At 70.0% G+C, this 11,905-nt stretch carries 11 protein-coding genes and 1 pseudogene; 5 read left to right on the top strand and 7 right to left on the bottom strand.

Going from position 1 to position 11,905, the window contains the following annotated elements; genetic code table 11:
- Positions 1-200: 200 nt before the first annotated feature.
- On the bottom strand, positions 201-1,850 hold the full coding sequence (locus tag BYZ73_RS04165; RefSeq protein ID WP_112315012.1) for an electron transfer flavoprotein-ubiquinone oxidoreductase: 1,650 nt from the start codon (positions 1,848-1,850) through the stop codon (positions 201-203).
- Between the two features lie 316 nt (positions 1,851-2,166).
- Between BYZ73_RS04165 and greA the strand changes: the two genes are divergently transcribed.
- Both greA and BYZ73_RS04155 read left to right on the top strand, forming a co-directional pair.
- Positions 2,167-2,637 carry a transcription elongation factor GreA gene (greA, locus tag BYZ73_RS04160; protein ID WP_108026024.1) on the top strand — a complete coding sequence of 157 codons (471 nt, stop codon included), beginning with the start codon at positions 2,167-2,169 and terminating at the stop codon, positions 2,635-2,637.
- 23 nt (positions 2,638-2,660) lie between these two features.
- Entirely contained in the window at positions 2,661-3,740 is a 1,080-nt protein-coding gene (locus tag BYZ73_RS04155; RefSeq protein WP_112315011.1) for a hypothetical protein, read from the top strand.
- Here BYZ73_RS04155 and BYZ73_RS04150 read toward each other — a convergent pair.
- Together BYZ73_RS04150 and mobA are read right to left on the bottom strand one after the other, a co-directional pair.
- Positions 3,721-4,653 (bottom strand): molybdopterin guanine dinucleotide synthesis, encoded by a 933-nt coding sequence (locus BYZ73_RS04150; protein ID WP_112315010.1) that lies wholly within the window; start codon positions 4,651-4,653, stop codon positions 3,721-3,723. The two genes, BYZ73_RS04155 and BYZ73_RS04150, sit on opposite strands and share 20 nt — an antisense overlap.
- Positions 4,650-5,258: a molybdenum cofactor guanylyltransferase MobA gene (mobA, locus tag BYZ73_RS04145; RefSeq protein ID WP_112315009.1), complete on the bottom strand. Its 609-nt coding sequence runs from the start codon at positions 5,256-5,258 to the stop codon at positions 4,650-4,652. Before mobA ends, BYZ73_RS04150 begins: the two co-directional genes overlap by 4 nt.
- Before the next feature lie 80 nt (positions 5,259-5,338).
- On the opposite strand from mobA, the gene BYZ73_RS04140 reads away from it, so the two are divergent.
- Positions 5,339-6,043, top strand: a complete 705-nt coding sequence (locus BYZ73_RS04140; RefSeq protein ID WP_112315008.1) for an AzlC family ABC transporter permease — start codon at positions 5,339-5,341, stop codon at positions 6,041-6,043.
- Complete coding sequence (locus BYZ73_RS04135) at positions 6,044-6,373, top strand: AzlD domain-containing protein (protein WP_112315007.1); 330 nt, start codon at positions 6,044-6,046, stop codon at positions 6,371-6,373.
- A 39-nt stretch (positions 6,374-6,412) separates the two neighbouring features.
- On the opposite strand, the gene BYZ73_RS04130 is transcribed toward BYZ73_RS04135, so the two are convergent.
- The 3 genes from BYZ73_RS04130 to BYZ73_RS04120 all read right to left on the bottom strand — a co-directional run bounded on the left by BYZ73_RS04130 (position 6,413) and on the right by BYZ73_RS04120 (position 10,082).
- Entirely contained in the window at positions 6,413-7,051 is a 639-nt protein-coding gene (locus tag BYZ73_RS04130; RefSeq protein ID WP_108026013.1) for a hypothetical protein, read from the bottom strand.
- Positions 7,052-7,323: 272 nt separating this feature from the next.
- The gene (locus BYZ73_RS04125) at positions 7,324-8,376 is read right to left on the bottom strand and encodes an MBL fold metallo-hydrolase (protein ID WP_425451061.1); all 1,053 of its coding nucleotides are present in this window, start codon (positions 8,374-8,376) and stop codon (positions 7,324-7,326) included.
- Positions 8,373-10,082: an acyl-CoA dehydrogenase gene (locus BYZ73_RS04120; RefSeq protein ID WP_112315006.1), complete on the bottom strand. Its 1,710-nt coding sequence runs from the start codon at positions 10,080-10,082 to the stop codon at positions 8,373-8,375. Before BYZ73_RS04120 ends, BYZ73_RS04125 begins: the two co-directional genes overlap by 4 nt.
- A gap of 126 nt (positions 10,083-10,208) precedes the next feature.
- Here BYZ73_RS04120 and BYZ73_RS04115 point away from each other — a divergent pair, with 126 nt between their 5' ends.
- On the top strand, positions 10,209-11,168 hold the full coding sequence (locus BYZ73_RS04115) for an L-threonylcarbamoyladenylate synthase (protein ID WP_112315005.1): 960 nt from the start codon (positions 10,209-10,211) through the stop codon (positions 11,166-11,168).
- Between the two features lie 55 nt (positions 11,169-11,223).
- On the opposite strand, the pseudogene BYZ73_RS04110 reads toward BYZ73_RS04115, so the two are convergent.
- Positions 11,224-11,790: pseudogene (locus tag BYZ73_RS04110) on the bottom strand (YqgE/AlgH family protein); the annotation flags it as partial.
- Positions 11,791-11,905 lie beyond the last annotated feature (115 nt).

The following is an 11,905-nucleotide window of genomic DNA, read 5'->3' as shown; positions in this document are numbered from 1 at the left end:
TTGGACGGCAGGGTAGAGCCGCGAACCGTCCAAGGCAATGGACCGGCGCCAGGGCGCGGCGCAAAGGCCCCTGCCGTCGCGCGGATGTGACAGTCGCGGTCCCCTGCGGGCGCCCGGCCCGAAAGACCGACGGCGCAGAAGCCATCCGACCCCTGCGCCGCGCGTCGATGCCGGGGCCGCGTCGGGCCCCGGTAAAATTCTCACATGTTGGGGTAGTTCGGCCCGTCGCCGCCCTGCGGCGTGACCCAGGTGATGTTCTGGCTCGGGTCCTTGATGTCGCAGGTCTTGCAATGCACGCAGTTCTGGAAATTGATCACGAAGCGCGGGTCCTGCCCCTCGTCGACCACCTCGTAGACCCCGGCCGGGCAATAGCGCTGCGCGGGTTCGGCGAATTGCGGCAGGTTGACCTGCACCGGGATCGCGGGATCGGCCAGCCGCAGGTGGCAGGGCTGGCTTTCCTCGTGATTGGTGAAGGAGAAGGCCACGTTGGTCAGCCGGTCGAAGCTGATCTTGCCGTCGGGTTTCGGGTAGTCGATCTTCGGGAAATCGGCGGCCTTGCCGGTCGCCTCGGCATCGGTCTTGTCGTGATGGATGGTGCCAAGCGGGTTCCAGCCGGTCAGATGCGCGACCCACATGTCGAACCCGCCCAGCATCGTCGCGAGGAAGCCGCCATATCTCGACCAGAGCGGCTTGACGTTGCGCACCTTCTTCAGGTCCCTGGCGATGTCGCCCGCATGCAGCGCGTCGTCATAGTCGGCAAGCACATCGCCCGCGCGCCCCGCCTTGATCGCGGCGACCGCGGCCTTGGCGGCCTCGATCCCCGACATCATGGCATTGTGGTTGCCCTTGATCCGCGGCACGTTCACCAGCCCGGCCGAACAGCCCAGCAGAACCCCACCCGGGAAGGCCGCCTGCGGGATCGACTGATAGCCGCCCTCCGAGATCGCCCGCGCGCCATAGGCCACGCGCTTGCCGCCCTCCAGAAGCTCGGCCACCATCGGGTGATGCTTGAAGCGCTGGAATTCCATGTAGGGGAAAAGATGCGGGTTCCGGTAGTTCAGGTGCACCACGAAGCCGATGAAGATCTGGTTGTTCTCGGCGTGGTAGATGAAAGACCCGCCGCCGCCATTGCCGTTCAGCGGCCAGCCCATGGTATGGGTGACGGTGCCTTCCCTGTGCTTCTTGGGGTCGATTTCCCAGACCTCTTTCATGCCGAGCCCGTATTTCTGCGGGTCGCGGCCCTTCGAGAGGTCGTATTTCGCGATGATCTGCTTGGCGAGCGAACCGCGCACGCCCTCGGCGATGAAGACATACTTGCCGTGCAGTTCCATCCCCGGCTCGTAACTCGGCCCCGGCGTGCCGTCGGCCTGCCTCCCGAATTCGCCCGCGACGACGCCCTTGACCGCGCCGTCCTCGCCCCAGACCAGTTCCGAACAGGCCATGCCGGGGAAGATCTCGACCCCCAGCGCCTCGGCCTGTTCGGCCAGCCAGCGGCAGACATTGCCCATCGAGACGATGTACTTGCCGTGGTTCGACATCAAGGGCGGCATCAGCCAGTTGGGAAAGCGCAGGCTGCCGCTTTTGCCGAGAAAGACGAAATTGTCCTCCTTGACCGGCACCGAGACCGGCGCACCGCGCTCCTTCCAGTCGGGAAACAGCGCCTTCAGCCCGATCGGGTCGAGCACCGCGCCCGACAGGATATGCGCGCCGACCTCCGACCCCTTCTCGAGCACGACGACCGACAGATCGGGATCGAGTTCCTTCAGGCGGATCGCCGCCGAAAGCCCCGAGGGCCCGGCTCCCACGATCACCACGTCGTATTCCATCGATTCCCGTTCGATCTCGGCCATGCGATTACCCTTCTCGGCCGGCGCACCGGCCGCCCTGGCTGAATGCAGTCCGCAAACCGTTAACTCAGCCGGGCCGTCAATTCAATTGTTCGGCAACATCATTTCGCGGCGGCGCGGCACAAGAAAATGAATAGTCGCCCCGGCGCCCCCATTGAGGCCTCCATCGGCGGCCCGATGCCTGCGCAGGGCTCTGCGCAACCGCAGATCTTTCGCCTATTGCAATTGCTCCCGCACTCCGGTCAGGGTAGACCGACCTACTCGTGAAAGCGGACCCGCGGGGTCTGCATTCCGTTCCGTGAACTGTCCGAAGAGTCCTATGGAAAAGATACCCATGACCCGCGCGGGCTACACCGCGCTCGACGAAGAACTCAAGGCGCTGAAAAGCGTCGAGCGTCCCGCCGTGATCCGGGCCATCGCCGAAGCACGCGAGCATGGCGACCTGTCGGAGAACGCCGAATACCACGCCGCGCGCGAAAAGCAGAGCTTCATCGAGGGCCGCATCAAGGAGCTCGAGGGCCTGCTGTCGCGGGCCGATGTGATCGACCCGGCCAAGCTGTCGGGCGCGATCAAGTTCGGCGCGACGGTGACGCTGGTCGACGAGGATACCGACGAAGAGAAGACCTACCAGATCGTCGGCGAGGCCGAGGCCGATATCGAGCGGGGCCTGCTGAACATCAAGTCGCCTCTGGCCCGCGCGCTGATCGGCAAGGAGGAAGGCGACAGCGTCGAGGTGCGCACGCCGGGCGGCGAGCGCAGCTACGAAGTTCTGAGCATCCGCTACATCTGACATCACCGGACGGGACCGCTGGCATGGCGGAAAGGGACAAGGACAAGCCGTTCGATCTGGCCGCCTTCGCGGGGCACCGCCGCGAGGGCGGCCTGTCGCGGATCGAGATCGCCGCCGGCGTGCTGAGCGTCGCCTGGCTGGGGCTTTCGGGCGCGCTGCTGGCCAGTGCGGACGGGGTTCCCGGCACCGGGGGTGGCGCGCTTGGCACGGCGGTCACGGTGCTGGCGCTGACGCTGCCGGTCGGGCTGATCTGGGTGGTGGCGCAGGGCGCGCGCTCGGCACGGGTGCTGCGCCAGGAATCGGCGCGGCTGCAGGCGACGGTCGACTCGCTTCGCCAGGCCTATCTGGCGCAACAGCAGGGCGCGGGAATGGATGTCCGCCCCTCGATGGAAAAACGGATCGACGATCTGGCCCGCGCCCAGCGCGAAACCCAGGACGCGATCGCGACCTTCGCAACCCGGCGCGACCGGGCCGTCGAGATCGCCGAGGTCCAGGTGCCGCAGAGCCTGTCGACCAAGGCCCTGCCCCGTGCGTCCGCCCCCCGCGCAGCTCCCCCCGCCCCCCCGTCGAAGACCCCGCCGGACGATCAGCCGCGGCTGGCCCTCGGCACGGTGCCCGAGGATTCGGTCCGCCCGCTGAGCACCGAGGAATTCGTCCGGGCGCTGAACTTCCCCGAGGACACCTCGGACCGCGCCGGGTTCCGCGCGCTGCGCCGGGCGCTCGAGGATCGCACCGCGTCCAAGCTGGTGCGCTCGGCCCAGGACATCCTGACCCTTCTCAGCGAAGAGGGGATCTACATGGACGATCTGCATCCCGACCGGGCGCGTCCCGAGATCTGGCGCCGATTCGCGCAGGGCGAGCGCGGGCTGCCGGTCTCGGCGCTGGGCGGCGTGCGCGACCGGTCCTGTCTGGCGCTGACCGCCGCGCGCATGAAGAAGGACCCGATCTTCCGCGACGTGGCGCACCATTTCCTGCGCCAGTTCGACCGGGTTCTGGTCGAATTCGAGGCCGCGGCCAGCGATCAGGAGCTCAACGACCTGGCCGAAACCCGCACCGCGCGCGCCTTCATGCTGCTGGGCCGCGTCACCGGCATGTTCGGCTGAGGGACGCCTTCGCCCCGGCGCGCAAGGCCTCGGGGGCGCTCGCCCCGAGAATCCAGGCCTCTTCCGCCAGATCGGCGCCGGCCGGCACGTCCAGCAGCGCCCCGAGCCCGCCCGCGCCACTGGCCGCCAGCACCGCCTCGGCCATCAGTCGCATCTGCAGCTCGTCGAGGATCTGTCCGGGCCGCTCTGCCAGCGCCTCGGCCACCTCCGGGCCGATCATCGCGGGATAGATCTCGGCGAGGGTCAGGGGCGTCTCCGTCGCTCCGGTCGGCTCGAACGGCCAGACCGCCAGATCGGCCCCGAACCGCCCGGCCAGCCGGTGCAGCATCGGCAGCCCGACCAGCACCTGCGAACCGACCGCCCCCGCGCCGTAAAGCTGCCAGACGCTCTTGACGGCCCGCCCCGGCCCGCCACGATCACGCAGCAGCCGCTCGACCCGGCGATGCGGTGCGAAGACGATGTTAGCCGGACGCGTGGTCGTGAGATCCGTCAGCCGCGTGCCGAGGGCCGCCGGACAGCCCCAGAAGGGGCCACCTCCGGGCAGGGCGGCATTGATCGCATCGGCCAGCTCGAAGCGGCTGTTGCAGTTGTCCGGGCGGTCCTCCAGCCGGTCCGCGACCCAGGCCCAGACCGCGCGGGCCGAGGCGGTGCCGGTCAGCGCCGGGGCAAAGCCCGCCGGATAGCCGAAGGCGAAATCGGCCCCCAGAAGCGCCCGGCGCCCCGCATGGAGCTCGCCGTCCAGAAGGTCGGCAAGCGCCGCCTCGGCGGTGGCGCGGGTGCGGAAATAGGCCGTGGCGGTCGTCCAGCCCCGGCGCGCGACCGCGATCCAGATCGCATCGGCCGAGGGACGGGCCGGCGAGGGTCCGGACCGGGCCGACCAGTCGGCCATGATGACCGTATCCAAAACGCTCATGCCAGTGCCGCCTCGGCCGTCGCCAGATCCTCGGGCGTGTTGACGTTGAAGAACGGGTCAGGGCCGGGCACGGTCGCGAAATCGGCCAGGGCCGCACCGCGCGCCGCCCCGAAGACGCCAAGCTTGCGCAGCCCGCCCGCGACCTCGGCGGCAAGCTCGTCGCGACACCCCACGGGCCAGAGCGATGCGGTCGGATGGCGCCGCCCGCCGCTGGCCGCCATCGCAAGCCCGGTGCCCGCGGTCTCGGCCGCCAGCAGCAGGCGCGGCACCAGATCGCAGGGCAGGAACGGCGTGTCGATGGCCGCGGTCACCAGCCAGTCGGCCCCATGCGCCGCGGCCCAGTCGAGCCCGGCCAGCACCCCCGCAAGCGGCCCCAGATCGCCCGGCGGCGGATCGGGCAGCACCGCCGCGCCCGGGCCCAGCCCGGCCGTCCGGTAGGCCCCGGCCGGGCCGTTCGCGCTGAGCGCCAGCCGTTCGACCTGAGGCTCCAGCCGCTCGGTTATCCGCGCCAGCAGCGTCTGCCCGCCAAGTTCGACCAGCGCCTTGTCGCGGCCCCCCAGCCGCCGCCCCTGCCCGCCCGCGAGGATCGTTCCGAAGATCCGCATGCCGCCTCCGGTTTTGCGATTGCATCCGGTTCCGGCGGGCCTTACGCCCATCGGACCTGCCGCAAACCTAGCCCCCCGCCATGCCAGCCTCCACCCGGAAATCCGCCTATCTGACCGGCCTGCGCCAGGGCGCGCCATTCCTTCTGATCCTGGTGCCCTTCGCGCTTCTCTTCGGGGTGGTGGCGACCGAGGCCGGGTTCTCGCTGCTTGAGGTGATGGGCTTCTCGATGGTGGTGCTTGCGGGGGCCGCGCAATTCTCGGCGGTGCAGCTGATGGCCGAGAACGCGCATACGCTGGTGGTGATCGCCACGGCGCTGGCGGTCAACATGCGGATGGCGATGTATTCGGCCTCGCTGACGCCGTATCTGGGCGCGGCCCCGCTCTGGCAGCGGGCGCTGGTGGCCTACGGGCTTTTCGACCAGACCTATGCGGTCGCGCATGCCCGCTTCGAGGCGCGCCCCAAGATGACCGTGCCCGAGCGGATCGCCTTCTTCGCAGGCGCGGTCACGCCGATGCTGCCCGCCTGGTACGGCATGACCCTGGTCGGCGCGGTCGCGGGCCGCAGCATCCCGCCGGAATTTGCGCTCGACTTCGCGCTGCCCATCACCTTTCTGGCGATGGTCGCGCCCGCGCTTCGGACCCCGGCCCATGTCGCGGCGGCCGGCACTTCGGTCGCGCTGGCGCTGGTCTTTGCCGGGCTGCCCTTCAATCTGGGGCTGATGATCGCAGCGGTCGCGGCGATGGTCGTGGGCGCCGAGATCGAGCGCCGGATGGGAGCGCGCTAGATGAGCTGGAGCACGGCAGGGATCTGGGCAATCATCGTCACGCTCGGGATCGGCACCTTCCTGATGCGGTTTTCCTTCCTCGGCGCAATGGGCGGGCGGCGGCTGCCCGACTGGCTGCTGCGGCACCTGCGCTATACGCCGGTGGCGGTGCTGCCCGCGCTGGTCGCGCCCGCCGTGGTCTGGCCGCCCGCAACCGGCGGCGACCCCGACCCGGCCCGGCTGGCCGCGGCCATTGTCACCGTGGCCGTCGGCTGGTGGCGCAAATCGGTGCTGGCCGCCATCGGCGCGGGCGCAGTCACGCTTTACACGCTTTTGTTCTTGCTGGGCTGAGGCGGCGGGCCTGCCGCCGCCCCTTTCCGGAGGCCAGGCCTACTGGCCCTCGACGATGCCCTGGACCAGTTCGTTGAACCGGGCGCGCTGCTGTTCGCGCAGCAGGTCCTCGTGTTCATCAGGATCGTCGTCGTAATATTCCCGGGTGGTGACGCCCTGCAGCTTGCCAAAGGCCGACATCACCGCTTTCGGACGGACGCTGCGGGGGATGCTCTCGAAGCCCGGAAGCTGGTGCAGCACATCGCTGGTCGACCGGGCGCACATCGCCTTCGGCACCGCGCCATAGCCCTCGACCAGCCGCAGCGCGCGCTCGGCCACCTCGGGCGAGACCTGCACCGTCTGGGCGACGACGTGATAGGTCACGCGGGCATGGTAGTCGATGTAGAAGTCCAGCATTTTCGGGGTGATGCCGTAGATCACGTCGTTGCGTTCGGGGGCGGCACGGTGCCACCAGCTTCCGGCCGGATCGAAGATCACCCGTTCGCTGCCATTGATCATCAGCGCCGAATGCGCGCCCGAACCCGAGCGGTTGTTGATCATGGTGTAAAGCGTGATCGAGGGCGGCGCGGCGTCCCGGTACTTCGCCCGGGCGACGGCTTCGTCGGGGGCCCAGACGGATTCGGCGCCGCAGCCCAGCAGGAACAGCGGCAGAAGGCAGGCAATCAGGAAACGGAACATTTGGCAGACCGGAAATGGGCGGCGGCGGGCCGGAACGGCCGGACGGCGCGGCAGGAGGACGGAAAGAGGGCGGGGGTATGCGCGCGGCGCGGCGGCACGGACAGGCGCATCGCGCCGGTGCGGAAAGCTGCCATGCCTGCGGTATCCCCTGCCTGTTCGCTGGCGGTACCCTAGTCGAAGCCCCGGGGGCTGTCACCTCGCCAGCGCCCGCGATGCCGCGATGCAGCGCGGGGCGTGGCATTCCGCCCACGCTTGCGCATCCCGGCGCGGGGTCAGGCTGCGCCGACCCTGCGAAACAGCCAGGCGCCGTCCGACCGGCGGCGCCGGGTCGCGCGACCGGTGAGGTACAGGTGGTTCAGATGGCCGACCGCCTCGGCCAGCGCCAGCCCGTATTCGCCCGAACCGATCTCGCGGCGGTACAGCACCGGAAAGCAGTCGCAGGCGGTGCGTTCCTCGCCCAGCGCCTCGATCAGCCGGTTTAGCGCGCTGTGATGGTTCTCGATCAGCTGCACCAGCCGGGTCGGCAGGCCGGTGAAGGGCAGCTTGTGACCCGGCAGGACCAGATGATCCTCGCGCGCATGGGTGGCGAAACGGGTGCAGCTTTCCAGCCAGCCCGCGACCGGATCGTTCAGCGGCTCGGTCGCATAGACCCCGAGATTGGGCGAGATCGAGGGCAGCAGTTGGTCGCCCCCGATCACCAGCGCGTCGTCGCGGCTCCAGAGCGTGACGTGATCGGGCGCGTGCCCGTCGCCCAGCCGCACGTCCCAGTCGCGCCCGCCCGCGGCGATCCGGTCGCCCTCGGCCAGCGCGCGAAAGCCCAGCGGCATCGGCGCCACCACATCGGCGAAGTTGAAGGGGCGTTCCGCCGCGCGTTCGGCCAGAAGCGCTGCGTCCATCCCGGCCCCGCGGTAGAAATCGAGCGTCTCGGGCCGCGGTCGCGCCTGTTCGTCAAGCGTCAGCATCCGCGCGAACAGCCAGGCGGTGCGGCTGGTCCAGAGCTCGGCGCCATGCGCCGACTGAAACCAGCCCGCCAGCCCCACATGGTCAGGGTGGTGATGGGTCAGGATCACCCGGCGGACCGGGCGCCCGCCGAGCGGCCCGGCCAGAAGCGCCTGCCAGATCTCGCGGCTTTTCCCGGTGGCAAGCCCGGTATCGACCAGCGTCCAGCCCTGCCCCTCGTCCAGCGCGAAGACGTTGACATGCTTGAGCGGCGGCGGCAGCGGCAGGCGCAGCCACAGCACACCCCCGGCGATCTCGACCGCCTCGCCCTCGGCGGGCGGAACTTCGAAAGGGGTGCGGATCGGGGCCAGGCTGCCGTCCATCATGCGCCGAGATCAGCGTCGGACAGGGCGTACAGATCGTCCGCCCCGGCCCGCGCCGCCGCCAGCGCCGAGACATGTTCGGGCAGGAGCCGCCGGATGAAGACGCGGGCCAGCGCGCTGCGCGGCCCCGAGCCCCCCTCGGCCAGCGCCGCCGCCAGGTGCAGCTGCGCGCCCAGCACCCGCGCCCAAGCGCGCAGGAACGGCACCGCGCCGGCAAAGCGGTCGGTCATCTCGCGGGTCAGCATCCATTCAGTGGCGTCGCGCAGCGCCTCGGCCGCGGTCCAGACCTCGACCGCAAGGTCAGGAAAGGCGCCGCGCGCCGCCTCGGCGGTCTGCTCGACCTCTTCGAGAAGCCGCCAGGCGACATCGCCGCCATCGGCCAGCTTGCGCCCCACCAGATCCATCGCCTGGATGCCGTTGGTGCCTTCGTAGATCGCCGTCACCCGCACGTCGCGCAGGTATTGCGCGGCGCCGGTTTCCTCGATGAAGCCCATGCCGCCATGGACCTGCACGCCCTGCTGGGCGACCTCCATGCCGACCTCGGTGCCCCAGGCCTTGGCGATCGGGGTCAGGAAGGCCGCGCGCGCCGTCCAGTCGGCCTCGCCGGTCGCGGTGCCCATGTCGGCCGCAACCGCGCAGGACAGCGCGATGGCGCGCGCGGCGAAGATCTCGGCCTTCATCCCGGCCAGCATCCGCCGCACATCGGCATGGCCGACGATGCCGCCATCGCCAAGCGGCGTCGGCCCCTGGCGCCGGTCGGCCGCATAGGCCAGCGCCTGCTGGAACGCGGCCTCGGCCACGCCCACGCCCTGCACGCCGACGCCGAGGCGCGCGTTGTTCATCATCGTGAACATCGCCGCCATCCCCTTGTTGGGCTCGCCCACCATCCAGCCGGTGGCGCCGTCGAAATCCATCACCGCGGTCGGGCTGCCATGCAGCCCCAGCTTGTGCTCGAGGCTGACCACCTTGACGCGGTTCGCCACACCCGGCCGGCTTTCGGCATCGGGCAGGTTGCGCGGCACCAGGAAAAGGCTGATGCCCCGCGTGCCGGCGGGCGCATCGGGCAGGCGCGCCAACACCAGATGCACGACGTTCTCCATGAAATCGGCATCGCCCCAGGTGATGTAGATCTTCTGGCCGGTCACCGCATAGGTGCCGTCCCCATTGGGCATCGCCCGGGTCTTCAAGGCACCCACATCCGACCCCGCCTGCGGCTCGGTCAGGTTCATCGTGCCCGACCAGTCGCCCGCGATCAGTTTCGGAAGGTAAAGCGCCCGTATCTCGTCGCTGGCATGATGGCTGAGCGCCTCGATCTGGCCCTGGGTCAGCAACGGGTTCAGCTGCAGCGACAGGCAGGCGCCGCTCATCATGTCGTTGACGGCAGTCGACAACGTCGTGGGCAGGCCCATCCCGCCATGCTCGGCGGGCGCCGACAGCGCCACCCAGCCCCCCTCGGCAATGGCGCGATAGCCTTCGGCATAGCCCGGCGAGGTGCGCACCACGCCGTTTTCCAGCCGCGCCGGATGCAGGTCGCCCGGCCGTTGCAGCGGCGCCAGCACATCGTCGCAAAGCCGCCCCGCGCCATCGAGGATCGCCCGGGTCACATCGGGCGTGGCCTCGGAAAATCGGTCGGTCGCCACAACCTCGTCCAGCCCGACCACATGGTCGAGAATGAACTGGAATTCCGCCACAGGAGCACGATATGCCATGCAAGCCTCCATTGCCGCCGCTTGTCGGGGTCGTCCGGCAGATTTATCTGACCGCTCGTTTCGCGGGCAGAAGGTAACGGAACGCCCCGCCCCATCAAGCGCAAACGCAACGTAAGGGAATGTCCCATGAGCGCCGAATTGCTGACACCCGATGCCGACGGGCTGGCCCGCGCCGCCGCATTGCTGGCCGCAGGCAAGCTGGTGGCGCTGCCCACCGAGACCGTCTACGGGCTGGGCGCGGATGCCCGCGACGACCGCGCGGTGGCGCGGATCTTCGAGGCCAAGGGGCGGCCGCGCTTCAACCCGCTGATCGTGCATCTGCCCGATCTTGCCGCGGCCGAACGGCTGGCCAGTTTCCCGGACCCGGCGCTGCGGCTGGCCGAGGCGTTCTGGCCCGGCGCGCTGACGCTTGTGCTGCCGCTTTTGCCCGGGGCCGGGCTGTCGCCGCTGGTCAGCGCGGGTCTGCCCACCGTGGCGCTGCGCGTGCCCGATCATCCGGTCGCGCAGGGCGTGCTGGCGGCCTTCGGCGGGCCGGTCGCGGCGCCCTCGGCCAATCCCTCGGGCGCGGTCAGCCCGACCCGGCCCGAGCATGTGATCGAGGGGCTCGGGTCGCGGATCGCGGCCGTCGTCAATGGCGGCGCCTGCCCGGTGGGGGTGGAATCGACCATCCTCGGCTTCGATGCGGGCGGCGGGCCGGTTCTTCTGCGGCCGGGCGGGCTGCCCGCCGAGGCACTGGAAGACTGCCTTGGCATGGCGATCGCCGCGCGGGCCGAAGGCGCCGCGATCACCGCGCCCGGTCAGCTGGGGTCGCACTACGCGCCCGGAGCGCGGGTCGTGCTGGAGGCCGAGGCGCCGCCGCCGGGGGCGCTCTGGCTGGGCTTCGGGCCGGGCTGTGCGGGGGCCGCGCTGAACCTGTCGGCCTCGGGCGATCTGGTCGAGGCGGCGGCCGCGCTGTTCCATGCGCTGCGCCAGCTCGACGCGCAGGCCGCGCCCGGACAGGTCATCGCCGTGGCGCCGGTCCCCGACCACGGGCTCGGCCGGGCGATCAACGACCGGCTGCGCCGCGCGGCCGCACCCCGGCCCTGAACCGGATCAGTCTGGCGGCGGGTATTTTTCAGGCGCGCCCGGCGGCGGGTCGTTTTCAGGCGCGCCCGGCGGCGGGCGACAACAGCAACGGATCGATGCCCATCAGCCGCATGGCGCGTTCCCATTTGCTGCCATCGGCCCCGTCGAAGACCAGCGCCGGGTCGGCATCGCAGGTCAGCCAGCCGTTCTGCAGGATCTCGTCCTCGAGCTGCCCCGGCCCCCAGCCCGCATAGCCCAGCGCCAGAAGTGAACTGGACGGGCCGCCGCCCTGGGCGATGTCCTCGAGGATATCGAGCGTCGCGGTCATTCCGAACCGGGCATCGACCCGAAGGGTGCTGTCGCGATCAGTGCGGTAGTCGCCCGAATGCAGCACGAAGCCCCGGGAATGTTCGACCGGCCCCCCGAAATGCACCCGGATATCGCGCGCGCCGGGGCTGCGGGTGATGTCGAGCTGGTCGAGAAGGTCCGAAAACGAAATCTCGCTGAGCGGCTTGTTGACGATCAGGCCCATCGCGCCCTCGTCGGAATGGGCACACAGATAGACCACGCTTCTTTCGAAACGGGGATCGCCCATGCCGGGCATCGCGATCAGAAGCTTGCCTCCAAGCTGCATTCTGCCCTGTCCTGTCGCCTGCTCGGTTCAAGCATGTGCCTGAGCCGGGCGGGACGCAAGGGCACGGTTCCGCAATTGTGGCGATCTCTCGCCGCTTTGTGATTCCGCGCGGCCGTCCGAGCGC

It is taken from the genome of Rhodovulum viride, assembly GCF_003265965.1.
Classification (GTDB): Bacteria; Pseudomonadota; Alphaproteobacteria; order Rhodobacterales; family Rhodobacteraceae; genus Rhodovulum; species Rhodovulum kholense.
This window is presented reverse-complemented; position numbering and strand designations above follow the sequence as displayed.